We start from the raw sequence: 19,706 nt of genomic DNA on the forward strand, positions 1-19,706 counted from the left end.
CAACCCTCACTCCATCACCAGCGCCACGCGCCCGATCGCCTTTCGCTCGATCAACAGCCGCATCGCCGTGGCACAGTCCTGAAGTGGCAGGCGATGGGAGACGTTCGGGCGCAGCTTGCCCTCCTCCGCCCATCCGAGCAGCGCCTTCAGCCTGATCTCACCGAGCGCCGGATTCCTGCGCACGGCTTCGCCTGCACGGACGCCGAGCACGCTGGCCCCCTTGATCAGCAGCAGATTGGTCTTGGCCAAACCGATGCCGCCGGTGAAGCCGATCACCAGCAGCCGTGCGCCCCAGGCGATGCAACGCATCGAGTCTTCGAACACCTCGCCGCCGACGGGATCGAACACGACGTCGGCGCCGCGGCCTTCGGTGATGCGCTTGACGGCGTCGCGAAACGGCTCGCGATCGTAACGGACGAGGTGGTCCGCGCCGCGCGATTTCGCGATCGCAAGCTTCTCGTCGCTGGACGCGGTCGCGATCACGGTGGCGCCCAGCATCTTGCCGATCTCGACGGCGGCAAGGCCGACACCGCCGCCGGCGCCGTGCACCAGCAGCACCTCGCCCGGCTCGATCCGGCCGCGGTCGATCAGCGCGTGATAGGCGGTGCCGTGGCCGGCGAGATAGGTCGCAGCTTCCGCATAATCGAAGGTCGAGGGCTTCGGAGTGAGCTGAGACGGCGTTACCACCGCCTCATCGGTGAAAGCACCATGGCGCATCTTGACGATGACCTTGTCGCCGACGGCAACGCCCCTCGCCTCCGCGCCGACCTCGGTGACGTCGCCAGCGGCTTCCATGCCGGGCGTGAACGGCAGCTCCGGCTTGAGCTGATATTCGCCGGCTGCCATCAGCACGTCGGGGAAATTCAGACCGGCAGCGCGGATCGCGACGCGAACCTCGCCCGGCTCGAGCGGGCGCGATGGAAATTCTTCCAGCCGCAGCGTTTCAGGCGCACCGAGCGCGCGGCAGACGACGGCCCGAACCATCAGGCCGCGCTCGCCTTGCTGCGCAGCAGCGCTTCGCGGATCAGTGGCAGGCGATCATTGCCGAAGTACATGTCGGTCTTGCCTAGGAAAATGGTCGGCGAACCGAAGCCGCCGCGCGCGACGACTTCTTCCGTGTTGGCCTTGAGCTGGTCCTTGATTGCCTGCTCCGAGATGCCGGCGAAGAATTTTTGCTCATCGATGCCGAGCTTCTTGCAGATATCCGCCAGCACCGCATCCTGCGAAATGTCCTTGTCATCGCCCCAATAGGCCTCGAACACCGATGTCGCGAACGGCACCATGTCTTTGCCGAGCCAGATGCAGCCGCGCATCGCCTTGACGCTATTCACCGGGAACACCGTCGGCGGCATCTTGATCGCAAGGCCCGCCGAGCGCGCCCAGTCCTGAAGATCCTTCTTCATGTAGCGCGCCTTCAACGGCACCGGCTTCTCTCGCTGCGCGTAGACGCTGGGATTGACCGTGTTGAAGATGCCGCCGACCAGAATCGGCCGCCAGGTGATCTCCGCCCCCAACTCCTTCGCCAGCGGCTGAATGTTGTGGAAGGCGAGATAGGTCCAGGGGCTGGAGCAGTCGAAGAAGAATTCGATCATGGCTTTTTCCTCGTGTCTCATTTTTGTCTCGCTCCTTTCCCCCGTCATCGCGAGGAGCGAAGCGACGAAGCAATCCAGTGTCTTTCCGCAGAACCAGTCTGGATTGCTTCGCTTCGCTCGCAATGACGCGGAGGAAGCGGAGGCCTACTTCCTTCCCAGAACTTCCTTAGCCCTCTGGCCGAACATGATCTTGCGTGATTCCTCGTCGAATGGCTCTTTCACGAATTTGCCGATCGCAAGTCCGGCCTGCACCTGCGGCCGCGCACGCACCTCGGCGTACCAGCGCTTCACGTTCGGATAGTCGTCGAGCGTAAAGCCTTGCGCCTTGTGGGTCATGGTCCAGGGGAAGCAGGCGATGTCGGCGATGGAATAATCACCGGCGACATAGGCGCCGGTCTTGGCGAGCTGGCGATCGAGCACGCCATAGAGCCGCGCCGCCTCGTCGCGGTAGCGCTCGATCGCATAAGGAAGCTTTTCGGCCGCATAGAGCGCAAAATGGCCGTGCTGGCCGAGCATCGGCCCTAGCCCCGCCATCTGCCACATCACCCACTGGATCGTGGTGGAGCGCCCGCGCAGATCGCTCGGGAGGAAGCGGCCAGTCTTCTCCGCCAGATAGATTAGGATCGCGCCGGTCTCGAACACCGAGAAGGGTGCGCCGCCGTCGGCCGGCTCGTGATCGACGATCGCGGGGATGCGGTTGTTGGGCGAGATCGCCAAAAACTCAGGGGTGAACTGCTCACCGGCACGGATGTTGACGGGCTTCACGGTGTAGGGAAGCCCCAGTTCCTCCAGCATGATCGAGATTTTCCAGCCGTTCGGCGTCGGCGCGTAATGGAGATCGATCATGAGCCTTCCTTGGGCCTTCCTTTGGCCTTCCCTATCATCGCCGCTGGAAGAGAGGGCGACTTTTGTTGTTCTGTACCTCGACGTTAAGACATGGCAGACAGAGGCGCAATCATAACCCGCCGGGAGGGACCCATGCTGTTTCCAACGACGATCGCCGGATCCTTGCCCAAGCCGGAATGGCTCGCCGAGCCCAACATGCTCTGGGCGCCCTGGAAGTCGCAGGGCGACGAGCTTCTCCGCGCCAAGCGCGACGCGACCCTGATCTGGCTGAAGATCCAGGAAGACGCCGGCATCGACATCGTCACCGAGGGCGAGCAGGCCCGCCAGCATTTCGTCCACGGCTTCCTGGAGAAGATCGAGGGGATCGATTTCGCCCACAAGGTCGAGATGGGCATCCGCAAGGATCGCTACAAGGCGATGGTGCCGCAGGTGGTCGCACCGCTCCGGCTCAAGGATCGCGTCCATGCCTTCGAGGCGCGCATCGCTCGCACGCACACGAAAAATAAACTGAAATTCACTCTGCCCGGCCCGATGACCATCATCGACACCATCGCGGACCGCTACTATGGCGATCGCGTCAAGATGGCTTTCGCCTTCGCCGAGCTCTTGAACGAGGAAGCCAAGGCATTGCAGGCCGACGGCGTCGATCTCGTGCAGTTCGACGAGCCCGCCTTCAACGTCTACATGGACGAAGTCAACGACTGGGGCATCAGGGCGCTGGAGCGCGCCGCGCAGGGGCTCACCTGCGCCACCGCCGTGCACATCTGCTACGGCTACGGCATCAAGGCCAACACCGACTGGAAGGAGACGTTAGGCAGCCAGTGGCGGCAGTACGAGCAGATCTTCCCGGCGATCGACGCCAGCCCGATCCAGCAGGTCGCGATCGAGTGCCGTAATTCGAAAGTGCCGCTCGATCTGCTCGCGCTCCTGAAGAACAAGATCGTCCAGGCGGGCGTCATCGACGTCGCAAGCGACACGGTCGAGACCGCGGACGACGTCGTCAAGGTGATCGAGGCGGTGTCGAAATTCGTACCGAAGAGCAACATCATCGCCACCACCAATTGCGGCATGGCGCCGATGCGGCGCGAGATCGCCGAAGCCAAGCTGATGGCGCTCGGCGCCGGCGCAGCGCTGGCGCGCGAGAAGCTGGGGTAATCTAGCCTGACGCAGAGGGATGCAGCACCGGCCGGTAGCCGGCGCTCAGTGCGCGCAGTGTCGATGGCGGTGTCAGCAGCATTGGCTCGGTGAGTTCGTGTGTGTCGAACACATAGCCGGCCGCCGACCACAAGAGCGCCCTACCCTGCACCACCACAAAACTCTGTTCGGCTTGCTGCACCATGGCGCCATCGGGCAGTTCGGCGAGCGGCACTGGCAAGGCGTGCAGGCGTTTCCTACCCCGATCCAGCCGCTCACGATGAAGTGCGGCATCCATCGCCTTGGCGCTGATTCCGGTCACGTCGTTCCCCCTCTCCCATGCAGCCCGAAACAGCTTGGCATCGTCGCGGCGGCAGAAGAAGCAAGGGCGGTGACCTGCAGCAAAGGCGGTGGCCTCATCCAGGAAGAACAGCTCTGTCCAGCTCCGCCGCGCCATCACGGGCCTGCGCCAGCCGCGGAATTCACAGAGGCAGGTGATCCAGGCCGGCGTCGACCAGCGCTTGTTGAGCAAGGTCTTCGTCGCGGGATCGTGGATGATGCCGCGATTGCCGGTGAACAGGCCGCGGTGCGGTGTGGCGATGATCTCGCCTGTCGGCGTGACGCGGTTTTGCAGGGGCATAGCCGCCTCCGCGCGTCATTGCGAGTTTAGCACCGGCCTAAGGCCCTGATCACGCTGCGCCGTCGCGCAGCGGCGGGTGGTACGACAACGCGGTGTCCCAGGGGAAGAAGATCCAGGTGTCCTGCGACACTTCCGTGATGAAGGTGTCGACCAAGGGACGGCCCTTCGGCTTGGCGTAGACGGTGGCGAAATGCGCATCGGGCAGCATCTCGCGCACCAGCTTGCCGGTCTTGCCGGTGTCGACGAGGTCGTCGACGATCAACAGGCCTTTGCCGGTGCCGCCACCAAGCTTCATCGCGGCTTCTGAAATACCCTTGAGGACCTGGAGTTCGCCCTGCTTGTCGTGGTCGTAGCTGGCGATGCAGACCGTATCGATGATGCGAACCCCGAGCTCACGCGCCACAATTGCCGCCGGCACCAGGCCGCCGCGGGTGATCGCGATCACTGCATGGAACGGACCGACCTCGTTGAGCCGCCAGGTCAGCGCCCGGCAATCCCGGTGGAACTGGTCCCACGACACCGGAAAGGGCCGACCTGCCCGTTCCTCTGCGCTCAATTGCGGTGTTTCACCAGCCATTGTCGTCTCCTGCTTCGTTTGCCGGCAGCTAGGTTGCTAGCGGGTGACGTTCAATCCCGCCAGCATTTCCTTCACCGCCGCCATTGCAGCGGCGAGCTTGTCCGGATCGCGCGAGCGCACCACGAGGTTCGTGTTTGGCTTTTGCTCCTCATCCATGAAGGGATAGCTGCCGATGATGGTGTCGGGATGGGCGGCCGCGATCGCCCGCAACGGACTGCCGATGTCGCCTTCCCGCGCATTGGCACGGACCGATTCGGAGAGCATGCGCACGCCCGATTTCAGCTTGGGCGAGACAATGTCCATCATCGCCTGCATGATCGAGGGCACGCCGGCCATGACGATGACATTGCCGATCTTGAAGCCGGGCGCGAGGATGGTCGCGCTCTGGATCAGTTCGGCGCCGTCGGGGATTCGCGCCATGCGCAGGCGGGCCTCGTTGAGGTCCTGCCCGCTCCAGCGCTCCCTGAAACGGGCGACCACCTCGGGATGATGGTCGATGCCGACCCCGAAGGCCCTGGCGACGCTGTCCGCGGTGATGTCGTCGTGGGTCGGCCCGATGCCACCAGTGGTGAAGACATAGGTGTAGCGTTGCCGCAGTGCATTCAACGCGGCGATGATGTCGTCCTCGTCATCGGAGACGACCCGGACCTCCTTCAGGTCGATGCCGATATTGGTCAAATATTCGGCGATGAAGCCGATATTCTTGTCCTTGGTCCGGCCGGACAGGATTTCATCCCCGATGACCAGAATGCCCGCCGTGACGATCTCGCTCATGCACTAAGTCCCTCACCTCAGGTCCCGACTTTGCCGAGGTAACGCGTTGAAGTCACGCGGTTTTGCTGCCGAAATAAGCAGTCCTCAGCCATTTTTTCAGGCACCGTCCTGACCATTGCAGGCAAAAGCCCTGTCTCCATGCTTATAGCGCTGGCCCGGCCCTTGCTACCTCCTCGGAGTCATGCACTCTTGCCGCATGGCCAGGACGTTGCGGCCTCCACCAGGGCTTGGCGACCTGTTCAATGGCGCAACGCCTTGCGGAGAACAGTCGGGATCTATGGCAGTCGCGTTTGATGAAATGAATATTCCGGGCGGGGACCTTCGCCCCGCCTATCAGGAGCTGGCACGCTGGCTCAAGGAGACGCCTCCCGAGGCGCTCGAATATCGCCGCCAGGAGGCCGAGCTCCTGTTCCGTCGCATCGGAATTACCTTCGCGGTCTATGGAGACTCCGAATCCACCGAGCGCCTGATCCCGTTCGACGTGATCCCGCGGATCATGTCGGGCAAGGAATGGGCGCGGCTGGAAAACGGGCTGAAGCAGCGCGTCAGGGCGCTGAACATGTTCCTGCGCGACATCTATCACGGCCGCGAGATCCTCCGCGCCGAGATCGTGCCCGACGATCTGATCTTCCAGAACCCGGTGTTCCGGCCCGAGATGAACGGTCAGCAGGTGCCGCACGACGTCTATGTGCACATCGCCGGCATCGACATCGTCCGGGTCGACGCCGAGGACTTCATCGTGCTGGAGGACAATGCGCGCACGCCCTCGGGCGTATCCTACATGCTGGAAAACCGCGAGATCATGATGCGGCTGTTTCCGGACCTGTTCGCGCGCCACAGGGTTGCACCGGTCGAGCGCTATCCGGACGAGCTGCTCGCCGCGCTCCGCTCTGTGGCGCCACACGGCGCGTCGGGCGAGCCGACGGTCGCCCTACTCACGCCCGGAGTCTACAACTCTGCCTATTACGAGCACTCCTTCCTCGCCGACAAGCTCGGCGTCGAGCTGGTCGAGGGCCGCGACCTCATCGTCAAGAACAACGAAGTGTTCATGCGCACGACCGAGGGGCTGAAACGGGTCGACGTGATCTATCGCCGCGTCGATGACGATTTCATCGACCCCCTCACCTTCCGCCCGGACTCCGTGCTCGGTGTGCCCGGGCTGATGTCGGCCTATGCGGCCGGCAACATCACGCTCGCCAACGCGGTCGGGACCGGCATCGCCGACGACAAGGCGATCTACTCCTACATGCCCGATATCGTGAAATTCTATCTGGGCGAGGAGCCGATCCTGAAGAACGTGCCGACCTGGCGCTGCCGCGAGTCAAAGGATCTCGCCTACGTGCTGGACAATTTGAGCGAGCTCGTCGTCAAGGAAGTGCACGGCTCCGGCGGCTACGGCATGCTGATCGGCCCTGCCGCAACGAAGGCGACGATCGAGGCGTTCCGCGAAAAGCTCAAGCGCGAGCCGGAAGGTTTCATCGCGCAGCCGACGCTGGCGCTCTCGACCTGCCCGACCTGCACGGCCAGTGGTCTCGCGCCGCGCCATGTCGACCTGCGGCCCTTCGTGCTCACCGGCAGCAAGAGCACCACGATCGTGCCGGGCGGGCTCACCCGCGTCGCGCTGAAGGAAGGCTCCCTGGTGGTCAATTCGAGCCAGGGCGGCGGCACCAAAGACACCTGGATTCTGGACGAGTAGTGAGATGCTGTCGCGTACCGCCGAAAACCTCTACTGGCTCGCCCGCTACGTCGAACGGGCCGAATATCTCGCACGCACCATCGATGCGACCTTGCGCGTCACCGCGCTTCCAGCCGCCTATATCGGCAAGACCAACGAATGGGACTCGGCGCTGCTCACCGCCGGCGTCGCGGAGAGCTTCTATCGGACCCACGAGGAAGCCAACGAGCACAACGTCGTCGACTATCTCTCGTTCTCGGCCGACAACCCGTCCTCCATCAGGAACTGCATCGAGGCGGCGCGGCTGAACTCGCGTTCGGTGCGCACGGCGCTGACCAGCGAGATGTGGGACACCATCAACTCGGCCTGGATCGAGCTCCAGGCGGTCTGGAGCAAGGGCACCTCGACCCGCGAGGACCTCGCAAAATTCCTGCGCTTCGTGCAGGAGACCTCGCTGCGCTTCGACGGCTCGGCCTACCGGACCATGCTGCGCAACGACGCCTACTGGTTCTCACGCCTCGGCCTGCACCTGGAGCGCGCCGACAACACCGCCCGCATTCTCGACGTGAAGTATCACGTGCTGCTGCCGGAGGAGGAACACGTCGGCGGTCCGCTCGACTTCTATCAGTGGAGCTCGATCCTGCGCTCGGTTTCGGCGCTGACGGCCTATCACTGGGTCTACCGCGAGACGCTGAAGCCGTGGCTGGTCGCGGACCTCCTGATCCTCAACGGCACGCTGCCGCGCTCGCTGGCGAGCTGCTACGACAATCTCGTGCGCAATCTCGATCAGATCGGCGTCGCCTATGGCCGCCAGGGTCCGGCCCAGCGCCATGCCCGCGGCATCCGCAACCGGCTGGAACACAGCAACATGAACGACATTTTCCAGCGTGGCGTGCATGAATTCATTCAGGAATTCATCGCTGACAATTCCAGGCTGGGCGAAATCATCACGAAGCAGTATTTGATCTGATGTCCCCCGACTGACGAAATGGGATACCGTCATGCCCGGGCTTGTCCCGGCCATCCACGTTCTTTCTTCGAGCCACGAGGAAGCACGTGGATGCCCGGGACAAGCCCGGGCATGACGATCTTCTTTTGCGGCGGCAGTCGGGTCTCACCACTAACGACACGGTCCACCTATGCGCCTGCGAATCCTGCACACCACGACCTATCGCTACGAGCCGGCGGCGACGAGCGTGATCCAGATCCTGCGCATGACGCCGGGCAGCCATGACGGGCAATATGTGGCGGAGTGGCAGATCGACGTCTCGACCGACACCAAGCTCGACATGCACGAAGATGCGTTCGGCAACGTCATCCATGTGCTGTCCTGCGGGCCCGTCAGCGACATCAAGATCACCGCCGAGGGGCTGATCGAGATTCACGACACCGGCGGGGTGCTGCGTGGCACTGACGAGCGTTTTCCGGCCGGCATGTTCCTGCGTCCTACCGACCTCACGACGGTCAATCCGGCGATGATGGCGGTCGCGCGCCAGCTGCGCAGCGAGGCCGAGAGCGACACGCTCGGTTTCCTGCACACGCTGATGTCGCAAATCAGCGATCACATGACCTTCGACGAGGATCCGACCAACAGCGGAACCTCGGCCGCGGAGGCCTTCACGCTCAAACGCGGCGTCTGCCAGGACTATGCGCATATCTTCATCGCCTGCGCCCGTAGCGGCGGCGTGCCGGCACGCTTCGTCTCCGGCCATTTCCTGCGCTCCGACGGCACTGTGCATCAGGATGCCGGACACGCCTGGGCGGAAGCCTACGTGCCCGATCTCGGCTGGGTCGGCTTCGATCCCGCCAACAGCATCTGCACCACCGATGCCCATGTCCGCGTCGCGATCGGGCTCGATTATCTCGGCGCAGCTCCCGTGCGCGGCACCCGCTATGGCGGCGGCGCGGAGACGCTGACGGTCGCGGTCAAGGTCGAGCAGGCCAGCCGCGGCGGCCAGTCGCAATCGCAGTCGCAGCGGCAGGGCTAGCACGTCACCCCGACAATCGGGGGTTGGACCGGTCCCTGAAATTGGCTAGTACTTCCGCGCAAACGCGTTCGGGGACTGGAAATGACCTATTGCTGCGGAATCCTGGTTCGGGACGGTCTGGTGATGATCGCCGACACCCGCACCAATGCCGGTCTCGACAACGTCTCGACCTTTCGCAAGCTGCACATCTTCTCGAAACCCGGCGAGCGCATCATGGCGATCGCCAGCGCCGGCAATCTCGCGATCAGCCAGTCGGTGCTGTCGACGCTGACCGAAGGCCTCGAAGACCCCAACACGGGCGAGATCGAGACGCTGATGAATGCGCCGACCATGTTCCAGGCCGCCCAGCGCATCGGCCGGGCCATCCGGGCCGTGCACGCCACGGAGGGGCCGGCGCTGAAATCCGAGGACGTGTCCTTCGACGTCTCCTTTCTGTTCGGCGGCCAGATCAAGGGCGCGCGCATGCGCCTGTTCATGGTCTACACCGCCGGCAATTTCATCGAGTGCACCACCGACACGCCCTACTTGCAGATCGGCGAGCACAAATACGGCAAGCCGGTGCTCGATCGCGCCATGCATTACGACGTCGAGCTCTACGAGGCGCTGAAGACCGGCCTGATCTCGATGGACTCGACCATGCGCTCGAACCTCGGCGTGGGGCTGCCGATCGACGTGCTGGTGGTGCGCGCGGACGCCTGCGAAGCCGATCTCAATCACCGCATCGAGGCCGGCGAGCCCTATTTCCACGACCTGCGCTCGCGCTGGTCGGCGGCGTTGCGCGCCGCGCATCAGAACATCCCGCGGCCGCCCTACAAGAACGAAAAAGAACCCAAGACCTGACAACTCGAAGAAAAGGCAGGAAACGATGAGTGAAGCGAAAAAGATCGCATTGGTGACCGGCGCCGGCACCGGTGTCGGGCGCGCCGCCGCACTGGCGTTGATGAACACCGGCTTCACCGTGGTGCTCGCAGGCCGCCGCATGGAGATGCTCGAGGAGACCGCGAAACTCGGCCCGGCCGGCAAGAGCCTGTGCGTGACTGCCGACATGACCAAGCCGGAGCAGATTGCCGCGCTGTTCGACAAGGTGAAGGCGACCTATGGCCGGCTCGACGTGCTCTTCAACAATGCCGGCATGGGCGCGCCTGCCGTGAATTTCGAGGACCTCAGCCTCGAGCAGTGGCAAGCGGTGGTGAACACCAACCTCACCGGCCCGTTCCTGTGCACCCAGCACGCCTTCCGCATCATGAAGGACCAGACCCCGCGCGGCGGCCGCATCATCAACAACGGCTCGATCTCGGCGCATGCGCCGCGGCCGTTCTCGGCGGCCTATACCTCGACCAAGCATGCCATCACGGGGCTGACCAAAGCCTCGAACCTCGACGGCCGCATGTACGACATCGCGGTCGGCCAGGTCGACATCGGCAATGCCGCGACGCCGATGACCGATCGCATGGTCAATGGCCCCGGCGTGCTGCAGCCCGACGGCACCACCAAGCACGAGCCGCGCATGGATGCGAAGGCCGTCGGCGACGCGGTCGCCTACATGGCCGGCCTGCCGCTCGATGCCAACGTCCTGACCATGACGGTGATGGCGACCAAGATGCCGTTCGTCGGGCGCGGCTAAGCCACTCTCTCGATGCCCCGGACGCAGCGCGGCATGCAATGACGCGCTGCTGAGCCGGGGCCCATGCCTCCGCGTTTCCTGACGTTCTGGGTCCCGGCTCTGCGCCGCAACGCTGACGCGTTGCAGCTTGTCCGGGACACGAGATCTTCCCCTACTCCAGCCTCTCCACCTGCCGCAGGCTGGGGAACAGCTTCATCCACAGCAGCGCCACCGCCACCGTGCAGACGCCGCCGAGCACGGCGGCCGGCATCGCACCGAGCAGCGCCGCTGTGAGCCCGCTCTCGAACTGGCCGAGCTGGTTCGAGGCATTGATGAAGAGGAAATTCACCGCGCCGACGCGGCCGCGCATCTCGTCCGGCGTCGCAAGCTGCACCAGCGAGAAGCGGATGACGACGCTGATTGTGTCGGCCGCACCGAGCACGGCGAGCGAGAGCACCGACAGCCACATCCAGTGCGACACCGCGAACACGATCGTGGCGAGACCGAACACGATCACCGCCTGGAACATGCGCAGGCCCACATGCCGCGTGATGGCATGGCGCGCCAGCACCATGGTCATCATCAATGCGCCGACCGCGGGGGCGGCGCGCAGCACGCCGAGCCCGACCGGGCCAGCCTGGAGAATGTCGCGGGCATAGATCGGCAGTAGCGCCGTGACACCGCCGAACAGCACCGCGAACAAATCGAGCGAGATGGTGCCGAGGATCGCCGGGCTCTGGCGAATGAAGCGGACGCCGGCGAAGATGTTGTCCGTACCGGTGTCCTTGGCGACCGCCTGCGGGCGCGGCTGGATGAAGCCGGTCAGGATCATCCCGAGAATCCAGAACAGCAGCATCACGGCATAGGCGAGATGCGGCGCGATCGCATAGGCAAAGCCGCCGAGCGCCGGTCCCGTGATGGTCGCAACCTGTGCCGCGCCGCTGGACACGGCGGTCGCGCGCTGGAGCGAGCCCTGCGGCGCGATCAGCGGCAGCAACGCCGCAGTGGTCGGGCTTTCGAAGGCGCCGGCAATGCCGAGCACGAAGGTCGCCATGAAGATCTGCACCTCGCCGACCGCGCCGAGCCAGGTGATCACGGCGAGGTAAAGCGCGGTCGCCGCTTCCACGAGCTGGCAGAGCTGCACCACGCGCTTGCGTTCGAAGCGATCGGCGGCGTGGCCGGCGACGAAGACGAGCAGCGCGGTGGGGGCGAATTGCACGAGGCCGACCATGCCGAGATCGAAGGCCGAGCCGGTCAGGTCGTAGATCTGCCAGCCGATCGCCACCGCCGCGATCTGGCTGGAAAAGCGCGACAGGCTGCGCGAAAGCAGGAAGAACAGGAAGGCGCGATGGCGAAGAAGCTCACCGGCGCTGACCGGTGGACTGACGGATGTCGGCTCTTCTGGCATCGCCTCTTCGGTCACGCTCGGCTGGTGCGTCCTGATCTCAAGGCGCCCCGCGTGGCTGACGCGCGCCGGCTTGTCAACAGAGCCAGGGGCGGCAGCATTCCCGGCATTGCGTTTGCAACGCGCGTGCGGCCATAATCATTGGGGGATTGGGGACATCATGCTTCGGCTGCAATCGACACTCGGCGTTTTCGCATTGCTGCTGATCGCCTTCGCGCTCGCGGAGAATCGCCGCGCGGTCTCGCTGCGCCAGGCGCTGATTGGCCTTGTCGTGACCTTCGTTACCGCCATCGTGCTGCTGAAGGTGCCTCTCATCGCGCATGGCTTCGGCGTCATCAATGATGCGGTCGGCGCGATCTCGGCGGCCTCGCGCGCCGGCTCCTCCTTCGTGTTCGGCTATGTCGGCGGTGGCGCCCTGCCCTTCGAGCTCAAGGTGCCGGGGGCGGATTTCATCCTCGCCTTCCAGGCGCTGCCGATCGTGCTGGTGATGAGCGTGCTGACGACGCTGCTGTTTCATTGGCGCGTGCTGCCGCCTGTGGTGCGCGGCATGGCCTGGCTGCTGGAGCGCACGCTTGGTGTCGGCGGCGCGGTCGGCCTCTCGACCGCGGCCAATATCTTCCTCGGCATGGTCGAGGCGCCGCTGTTCGTGCGGCCTTATCTTTCACAGATGTCGCGCAGCGAGCTGTTCCTGGTGATGACCGGCGGCATGGCCGGCATCGCTGGCACCGTGTTGGTGCTTTACGCGACGCTGCTTGCGCCGCTGATCCCCGACGCAGCCGCGCATTTCGTCATCGCCTCGGTGCTGGGCGCACCGGCCGCGATCCTGGTCAGCCTGATCATGGTGCCCGAGACCTCCGACAAGCGCACCGGCGGCGCGCTGGAAGATCCCGAGATGCAAGTCTCGGGCACGATGGATGCGATCGTGAAAGGCACGAGCGCGGGGATCGAGCTGCTGATCAACATCGTCGCGATGCTCCTGGTGCTGGTTGCGCTGGTCTATCTCGTCAACGCCATCCTTGGCCTGTTGCCCAACCTCGGCGGTGCCGCAATCTCGCTGCAGCGCCTGCTTGGATTGATCATGGCGCCGATGTGCTGGCTGATGGGACTGCCCTGGGACCAGGCGATCACGGCCGGCAGCCTGATGGGCACCAAGACCGTGCTCAACGAGCTGGTCGCCTATGTCGACTTCTCCAAGCTGCCGCCCGATACGCTCGATCCGCGCTCGCGCCTGATCATGCTCTACGCGATGTGCGGCTTCGCCAATTTCGCCAGCCTCGGCATCATGATCGGCGGCCTGGGCGTGATGGCGCCGGAACGGCGCGAGGAGATCAACGCGCTGGGACTGAAGTCGATCGTATCCGGGACGCTGACGACGTGCCTGATGGGGGCGGTGGTGGGGGTGTTGACGTGAGGCCCGGGCTACAAGTGACCCGTCATTGCGAGCGTAGCGAAGCAATCCAGGAATGCATCCGCGGAGAGATTCTGGATTGCTTCGCTTCGCTCGCAATGACGTGGAGAACGCTACGCCTTCAGCTCCACCGTCCTGAACTCCGCCGGCAGGATCACCTCCAGCAGTTCGACGTCATCGGAGTAGTCCAAAATCATGTGCTTGATCTTCGGCGGCTGGGTCCAGGCGCTGCCTTCTCTCATCATCGTCTCGCCCTGCCCGTCCATGTAGGTCTTCACCCAGCCCTTGAGCACGTAGACCATCTGGAATTCGACGTCGTGATAGTGGAGCTTGGAGACCTCGGCCGGATCGCAGGGCCCCTGCAGGCGGATCACGTGCGCTTGCGCGAGGCCGTGGGTTGCCGCGGCGATGCCGAGGTCGCGGTATTTTGCGTAGGCGCGCAGGCCGTCGGCTTTGAAATCTTCCTCGCGGTGATGGCTGATGGCGATGCGCTGCCTGGGGCGCGCGGACTTCTTCGCTGATGATGTTGCCGGCGCGGTGCGCGCCTTCGCCGCCTTGCGGGCGGCAGATCGCGCGGCGGACTTGGCTCCGCTTCGCTTCTTCACCGCGGTCTGGACTGCACTGCGCGATTTTACCTTTTTGGCCATGGGCCGCCTCCCTTGTTGTTATCGTGAGAGGCTAGCACGGAACGAGATATCGTTGGGTGGACAAAGCGAAAGCGTGCCCACGTTCTGCGCGCGATCATAGAGAGATGGTGGGCACGGCGCGCGAGCGCGCGCCTTTGCCCTTCCTACGAGAGCGGCGCTCCCCTCAATTCAGCCGGAACACGCCGTCCACGGCGCGGAGCTCGGCGGGCTTGATCAGCTTGGAATGCGCCACCGTCACCGAATGCAGCGGGCCGTCGAGTTTCTCGGTCCAGAAGGCGAGGAAGTCGGTGAGCGCCGGAAATTTCGGAAACATGTCGTAGTTCTGCCAGACGTAGGTCTGGAGCAGCGACGGGTGATCCGGCATCCGGTAGAGAATCTGGGCCGTCGTCAGCCCGTAGCCCAGCATCTGTTTCCGGAAATCGTCGGAAACGCCCCCAACGCGCAGTCCCATGCCAAACCTCCTTTGCAGGAGCGCATTCAGGGGATGGCTTGATCGGTGCCCCGGGAGCCACCCGGAAACGATGCGCTCACATGAGAGAAATGTGACGCAAACTGACAACCCATCTCAAGCCCAAAAGTTTAACAAGCTGTTGAAATTCAATGCGTTAGCAGCAGAGACGGCCCCGTGCTAATACGGCCTCCCAGAGGTCTCCAAAGGCCGGTTAACGATGGCGATGCGAAGCTGGCACTCGGTGCTTTCGCCTGCTGATTTTTTTGCTACAAACCCTTGCCCCCGCAAAATTCCTGTCCTATTTCAACCTCGCTCGCGCTAGCACTCGCGGGCATCGATTGCTAACAATCTCAAAATCCTCAACTCGTGCAAATGCTTAGGAGGACTGCATGAAATTCCGTCCGCTTCACGACCGCGTCGTGGTCAAGCGCATCGACGCAGAAGAGAAGACCGCTGGCGGCATCATCATTCCCGACACTGCCAAGGAAAAGCCCTCGCAGGGCGAAGTCGTCGCCGTTGGCCCGGGTGGCCGCGACGAGGCTGGCAAGCTGGTCCCGATCGACCTGAAGGTTGGTGACCGCGTGCTGTTCGGCAAGTGGTCCGGCACCGAGGTCAAGATCGACGGCCAGGATCTGCTGATCATGAAGGAGAGCGACGTGATGGGCGTTCTCGAAGTCAGCGAGTCCAAGAAGAAGGCGGCCTAAGGGCCCCTCTCCTCCCTCCAGTCAAACCCTCAAGGAAAATTTCAGATGGCAGCCAAAGAAGTCAAATTCTCGGTTGAAGCGCGCGACAAGATGCTGCGCGGCGTCGACGTTCTCGCCAACGCGGTGAAGGTCACGCTCGGTCCGAAGGGCCGCAACGTTGTGCTCGACAAGTCGTTCGGCGCGCCCCGCATCACCAAGGACGGCGTCACCGTCGCCAAGGAGATCGAGCTCGACGACAAGTTCGAGAACATGGGCGCCCAGATGGTGCGCGAAGTCGCCTCCAAGTCCGCTGATGCGGCCGGCGACGGCACCACCACCGCCACCGTGCTCGCCCAGGCGATCGTGAAGGAAGGCGCCAAGTCGGTCGCCGCCGGCATGAACCCGATGGACCTCAAGCGCGGTATCGACCTCGCGGTCGAGGCCGTGGTTGCGGACCTGCAGAAGAACTCCAAGAAGGTCACCTCGAACGACGAGATCGCCCAGGTCGGCACCATCTCGGCGAACGGCGACCAGGAGATCGGCAAGTTCCTGTCCGACGCCATGAAGAAGGTCGGCAACGAGGGTGTCATCACCGTCGAGGAAGCCAAGTCGCTCGAGACCGAGCTCGACGTCGTCGAGGGTATGCAGTTCGATCGCGGCTACATCTCGCCCTACTTCGTCACCAACGCCGACAAGATGCGCGTTGAGATGGACGACGCCTACATCCTCATCAACGAGAAGAAGCTCTCCTCGCTGAACGAGCTGCTGCCGCTGCTCGAGGCCGTGGTGCAGACCGGCAAGCCGCTGGTCATCGTCGCCGAGGACGTCGAAGGCGAGGCCTTGGCGACGCTTGTTGTGAACCGTCTCCGCGGTGGTCTGAAGGTCGCTGCCGTCAAGGCGCCGGGCTTCGGCGATCGCCGCAAGGCCATGTTGCAGGACATCGCGATCCTGACCGGCGGCCAGGCGATCTCGGAAGATCTCGGCATCAAGCTCGAGAACGTCACGCTCAACATGCTCGGTCGCGCCAAGAAGGTGATGATCGACAAGGAGAACACCACGATCGTCAATGGCGCCGGCAAGAAGGCCGACATCGAGGCGCGCGTGGCCCAGATCAAGGCGCAGATCGAGGAGACCACCTCGGACTACGACCGTGAGAAGCTCCAGGAGCGCCTCGCCAAGCTCGCTGGCGGCGTCGCGGTGATCCGCGTCGGCGGCGCGACCGAGGTCGAGGTGAAGGAGCGCAAGGATCGCGTTGATGACGCGATGCATGCGACCCGCGCGGCTGTCGAGGAAGGCATCGTCCCGGGCGGCGGCGTCGCCCTGCTCCGTGCTTCCGAGCAGCTCAAGGGCCTGCGCACCAAGAACGACGACCAGAAGACCGGCGTCGAGATCGTCCGCAAGGCGCTGTCGGCTCCCGCTCGCCAGATCGCGATCAATGCCGGTGAAGACGGCTCGGTGATCGTCGGCAAGATCCTGGAGAACAAGGCCTACAATTACGGCTTCGACTCCCAGACCGGCGAATATGCCGACCTCGTCAAGAAGGGCATCATCGACCCGACCAAGGTGGTCCGTACCGCGATCCAGAACGCAGCCTCGGTTGCCGCGCTCCTGATCACCACGGAAGCCATGGTCGCCGAACTGCCCAAGAAGGGCGGCGCGGGCCCCGCGATGCCCCCGGGCGGCGGCATGGGCGGCATGGACTTCTAAGGTCAACCACCTCAAGGACTACGAAACCCCGGCAGCGATGCCGGGGTTTTTGTTTGGGGGGTCAACTCTCTTCGCTCGTCATTCCGGGCTCGCGCCCAAGGCGGCGCGCCCCGGAATGACGGCGTTCCACTCACTCCACCTTCCCCAGCCGCTCCGCGCGCAGTTCGCCTCTGGAATCGAGCGACCAGAAGATCCGCGTCACCTTGCCAACGAGATTGTCCATCGGAATGAAGCCCATCGTCGCCATGCGGCTGTCGGTCGAGTTGTCTCTGTTGTCGCCGAGCACGAAGAACTGGCCAGGCGGCACGGTGTAGACGTTGGTGTTGTCGAGAAAGCCGTCGTCGATGCAGTCGTACGTGATGTAGCTCACCCCGTTCGGCATCGTCTCGCGCCAGCGCTTGACCTTGGCTCCGAACTCGCCGCCGCAGGAGGAGCCGGCGGCCACCTCTTTCAGAGCGACACGCGTCACCGGCGTGTCGTTGAGGACAAGCTGCCCCTGCCGCATCTGGATGCGATCGCCGGGCAGCCCGACCACGCGCTTCACATAATCGGTCGAACTGTCCTTCTGCGTGCGGAACACGACGACGTCGCCATAATCAGGATCAGCGGCGCGGAAACGCCCCGAGACAAACGACGGCGCGAAGGGAAACGAATAGCGGCCATAGCCATAGGCATATTTGGCGGCGAAGATGTAATCGCCAACCACCAGCGTCGGCGCCATCGAGTTGGACGGGATGTTGAAGGGCTGAAACAGCACGTACCGAAACAGGATCACCGGCGACCACAGCACCGGGACGAGCAGGATCAGAACGACGATCGCCTTCCATTCTCGCGATTGGGCCGACGGCCGGATGGTGTCCTGAAGAGTTGTCATTCGCCTGCCCTGCCCAATAAGGTTGCATGTGGAGATTAGCGCAAGCGATGGCTCGCGCAATCCCGATGCATGCGATGAATTGGTCGCGCCGAGAGGGACGCGCGTTCAGTGCAAGATGTGATTTGACGGTGGCTGCCGGCAAAGAAGCCTCACTCCCGCGCCATCTCCTGAAAACACGCCCTCACCCAGTCGATCGTCACGCGTGTCGCGGCATCGCGCTTGAGGTGATTTTGCACGAGCAGCCAGGCATCGCGCCGCTTCGGCAGCAACGTGGCGCGCAGGCGGCGATCGGCGAGCAGATCCGCGCAAACATACTCCGGCAGCACGCCGGCAGCCTGATGCGCGCGGATCAGGTTGCGGATGACGCGGACATTGTCGGTGACGCAGCGCGCGTGGGCTTTCCTGCAGCGCAGGAATTGCATCTCGGGAATGGCACCTAACTCATCCGGATAGGCACAGAGCATCGGCTCGCGCTCGCTCCCATCAGGCTCGAAATAATAGAGCTCGATGTCCCCGAGCCTTGAGATCGCAAAGTCGCCCTTGTCCGGCTTGCGCAGCCGGATGGCGAGGTCGGCTTCCCAGCGCGAGAATTTCACGTTCTCGCTCGAGGTGAGGAATCGCAAGGTCAGACCCGGATTGGCGCGCAGAAAATCGCTCGCGCGCGGCGACAGCACTTCTTCTGCGACCGTGTTGGTGGAGGCGATACGCAGGCGCCCCACCGGACCTTCCACGCTCTCGCTGACGCGACCGATCTCGGCGGCGTGCGCCGCCATCGCCTCGACATGCGCCAGCACCGATTCGCATTGCCGCGTCGGCCTGCGGACGCCGTCGGCCGCCTCGAACAGGCGCAAGCCGAGTGCACGCTCGATGCGCGACAGCCTGCGCCCGACCGTGGTTTCGTCGATGCGCAGCCGGGCGCTGGCGCCGGCATAGGTGCCCTCGTCCCTGACGGCGGCGATGATGCGGAGGTCGTCCCAGTTCATGGGGCGAGGCTACACCGGCCGCAGGTCGCCTGCAATATCGCAGCCGACCGCTGCAATATCCCTGCATATCGGCAGGGGACGGCGGCGCTATGTTTGCTGGACCTCGACGGAGATTCCCACCCAATGACGACCGCAAAGACCCTGCTGCAGCTTGCCGGCGCCGACCTCACCCCGCCGCGCCTTGCCGACGTTGCGCTGGTGTTGATCGACATCCAGAACGAATATCTCGCAGGCCCCCTCGCTCTGCCCGACGCCAAGCCTGCGATCGCGCGAGCGGTGACGCTGCTGGCAAAGGCGCGCGCGGCCAATGCTGCGATCATCCATATCGCCCATCGCGGCAAGACAGGCGGCCTGTTCGATCGCGGTGCCGAGCGCGGCGCCATTGTCGCCGAACTGACGCCGCATGCCGGCGAGCTGGTGATCGAGAAGGAGCTGCCCAATGCCTTTGCCGGCACCGATCTCAAGGCGCGTCTCGACGCGACCGACCGGAAGAACATCGTGCTGGCCGGCTTCATGACCCATATGTGCGTCAGCTCGACCGCGCGCGCGGCGCTCGACCTCGGCTTTCGCACGACCATCGATGCCAATTCCTGCGCGACGCGCGATCTGCCCGACGGGCGTGGCGGCACGCTGAACGCCCGGACCGTGCACGAGGTTGCGCTGGCCGAGCTCTCCGACCGCTTCGCGGTCATCGCGCGCGGCGATGTGCTGAACTGACG

The 19,706-nt window shown here is 64.1% G+C and carries 21 protein-coding genes; 10 read left to right on the forward strand and 11 right to left on the reverse strand.

What is annotated here, in order from left to right; translation table 11 throughout:
• Positions 1–6: 6 nt before the first annotated feature.
• From XH88_RS24935 to XH88_RS24945, 3 genes are all read right to left on the reverse strand, one after another.
• On the reverse strand, positions 7–984 hold the full coding sequence (locus XH88_RS24935; RefSeq protein WP_271670901.1) for an NADPH:quinone oxidoreductase family protein: 978 nt from the start codon (positions 982–984) through the stop codon (positions 7–9).
• A complete protein-coding gene (locus XH88_RS24940; protein ID WP_271670902.1) occupies positions 984–1,592 on the reverse strand; it encodes a 2-hydroxychromene-2-carboxylate isomerase in 609 nt (202 codons plus the stop codon). The genes XH88_RS24935 and XH88_RS24940 overlap by 1 nt, the downstream gene beginning before the upstream one ends.
• A 144-nt stretch (positions 1,593–1,736) precedes the next feature.
• Positions 1,737–2,438 carry a glutathione S-transferase N-terminal domain-containing protein gene (locus XH88_RS24945; RefSeq protein WP_271670903.1) on the reverse strand — a complete coding sequence of 234 codons (702 nt, stop codon included), beginning with the start codon at positions 2,436–2,438 and terminating at the stop codon, positions 1,737–1,739.
• Between the two features lie 132 nt (positions 2,439–2,570).
• On the opposite strand from XH88_RS24945, the gene XH88_RS24950 reads away from it, so the two are divergent.
• Entirely contained in the window at positions 2,571–3,593 is a 1,023-nt protein-coding gene (locus XH88_RS24950; protein WP_271670904.1) for a methionine synthase, read from the forward strand.
• 1 nt (position 3,594) lies between these two features.
• Here the strand turns inward: XH88_RS24950 and XH88_RS24955 are convergent, their stop codons facing one another.
• From XH88_RS24955 to XH88_RS24965, 3 genes are read right to left on the reverse strand one after another with little or no spacing between them, the layout of a single operon-like run.
• On the reverse strand, positions 3,595–4,212 hold the full coding sequence (locus XH88_RS24955; RefSeq protein WP_271670905.1) for a hypothetical protein: 618 nt from the start codon (positions 4,210–4,212) through the stop codon (positions 3,595–3,597).
• Positions 4,213–4,261: 49 nt separating this feature from the next.
• Entirely contained in the window at positions 4,262–4,789 is a 528-nt protein-coding gene (gene gpt / locus XH88_RS24960) for a xanthine phosphoribosyltransferase (protein ID WP_271670906.1), read from the reverse strand.
• Between the two features lie 36 nt (positions 4,790–4,825).
• Positions 4,826–5,563, reverse strand: a complete 738-nt coding sequence (locus XH88_RS24965; RefSeq protein WP_271670907.1) for a competence/damage-inducible protein A — start codon at positions 5,561–5,563, stop codon at positions 4,826–4,828.
• Positions 5,564–5,840: 277 nt separating this feature from the next.
• Between XH88_RS24965 and XH88_RS24970 the strand changes: the two genes are divergently transcribed.
• The 5 genes from XH88_RS24970 to XH88_RS24990 all read left to right on the forward strand — a co-directional run bounded on the left by XH88_RS24970 (position 5,841) and on the right by XH88_RS24990 (position 10,850).
• Positions 5,841–7,259 (forward strand): circularly permuted type 2 ATP-grasp protein, encoded by a 1,419-nt coding sequence (locus XH88_RS24970; RefSeq protein ID WP_271670908.1) that lies wholly within the window; start codon positions 5,841–5,843, stop codon positions 7,257–7,259.
• Between the two features lie 4 nt (positions 7,260–7,263).
• Positions 7,264–8,208: an alpha-E domain-containing protein gene (locus tag XH88_RS24975; RefSeq protein WP_271670909.1), complete on the forward strand. Its 945-nt coding sequence runs from the start codon at positions 7,264–7,266 to the stop codon at positions 8,206–8,208.
• A gap of 169 nt (positions 8,209–8,377) precedes the next feature.
• Positions 8,378–9,226: a transglutaminase family protein gene (locus XH88_RS24980; protein ID WP_271670910.1), complete on the forward strand. Its 849-nt coding sequence runs from the start codon at positions 8,378–8,380 to the stop codon at positions 9,224–9,226.
• A gap of 81 nt (positions 9,227–9,307) precedes the next feature.
• Positions 9,308–10,066, forward strand: a complete 759-nt coding sequence (locus XH88_RS24985) for a proteasome-type protease (RefSeq protein WP_158671708.1) — start codon at positions 9,308–9,310, stop codon at positions 10,064–10,066.
• A gap of 25 nt (positions 10,067–10,091) precedes the next feature.
• Positions 10,092–10,850, forward strand: coding sequence for an SDR family oxidoreductase (locus tag XH88_RS24990; protein ID WP_271670911.1), 759 nt, complete (start codon positions 10,092–10,094; stop codon positions 10,848–10,850).
• A gap of 151 nt (positions 10,851–11,001) precedes the next feature.
• Here the strand turns inward: XH88_RS24990 and XH88_RS24995 are convergent, their stop codons facing one another.
• The gene (locus XH88_RS24995; protein WP_271670912.1) at positions 11,002–12,237 is read right to left on the reverse strand and encodes an MFS transporter; all 1,236 of its coding nucleotides are present in this window, start codon (positions 12,235–12,237) and stop codon (positions 11,002–11,004) included.
• Between the two features lie 157 nt (positions 12,238–12,394).
• Here XH88_RS24995 and XH88_RS25000 point away from each other — a divergent pair, with 157 nt between their 5' ends.
• Positions 12,395–13,645, forward strand: a complete 1,251-nt coding sequence (locus XH88_RS25000) for a NupC/NupG family nucleoside CNT transporter (RefSeq protein WP_271670913.1) — start codon at positions 12,395–12,397, stop codon at positions 13,643–13,645.
• Between the two features lie 110 nt (positions 13,646–13,755).
• Here XH88_RS25000 and XH88_RS25005 read toward each other — a convergent pair whose 3' ends face one another.
• Complete coding sequence (locus tag XH88_RS25005) at positions 13,756–14,289, reverse strand: cupin domain-containing protein (RefSeq protein ID WP_271670914.1); 534 nt, start codon at positions 14,287–14,289, stop codon at positions 13,756–13,758.
• A 163-nt stretch (positions 14,290–14,452) separates the two neighbouring features.
• Positions 14,453–14,740: an usg protein gene (locus XH88_RS25010; RefSeq protein ID WP_271670915.1), complete on the reverse strand. Its 288-nt coding sequence runs from the start codon at positions 14,738–14,740 to the stop codon at positions 14,453–14,455.
• Positions 14,741–15,129: 389 nt separating this feature from the next.
• Between XH88_RS25010 and XH88_RS25015 the strand changes: the two genes are divergently transcribed.
• Together XH88_RS25015 and groL are read left to right on the forward strand one after the other, a co-directional pair.
• A complete protein-coding gene (locus XH88_RS25015) occupies positions 15,130–15,444 on the forward strand; it encodes a co-chaperone GroES (RefSeq protein ID WP_092293891.1) in 315 nt (104 codons plus the stop codon).
• A gap of 45 nt (positions 15,445–15,489) precedes the next feature.
• On the forward strand, positions 15,490–17,130 hold the full coding sequence (gene groL / locus XH88_RS25020; RefSeq protein WP_060736470.1) for a chaperonin GroEL: 1,641 nt from the start codon (positions 15,490–15,492) through the stop codon (positions 17,128–17,130).
• A gap of 130 nt (positions 17,131–17,260) precedes the next feature.
• Here groL and lepB read toward each other — a convergent pair whose 3' ends face one another.
• Both lepB and XH88_RS25030 read right to left on the reverse strand, forming a co-directional pair.
• Positions 17,261–18,004: a signal peptidase I gene (gene lepB / locus XH88_RS25025; RefSeq protein WP_271670916.1), complete on the reverse strand. Its 744-nt coding sequence runs from the start codon at positions 18,002–18,004 to the stop codon at positions 17,261–17,263.
• Positions 18,005–18,153: 149 nt separating this feature from the next.
• The gene (locus XH88_RS25030) at positions 18,154–18,987 is read right to left on the reverse strand and encodes a LysR family transcriptional regulator (protein WP_271670917.1); all 834 of its coding nucleotides are present in this window, start codon (positions 18,985–18,987) and stop codon (positions 18,154–18,156) included.
• A 123-nt stretch (positions 18,988–19,110) separates the two neighbouring features.
• Between XH88_RS25030 and XH88_RS25035 the strand changes: the two genes are divergently transcribed.
• On the forward strand, positions 19,111–19,704 hold the full coding sequence (locus tag XH88_RS25035; RefSeq protein WP_271670918.1) for a cysteine hydrolase family protein: 594 nt from the start codon (positions 19,111–19,113) through the stop codon (positions 19,702–19,704).
• Positions 19,705–19,706: the final 2 nt, after the last annotated feature.

Origin of the sequence: Bradyrhizobium sp. CCBAU 51627, from assembly GCF_028128765.1 — a bacterium.
GTDB lineage: Bacteria > Pseudomonadota > Alphaproteobacteria > Rhizobiales > Xanthobacteraceae > Bradyrhizobium.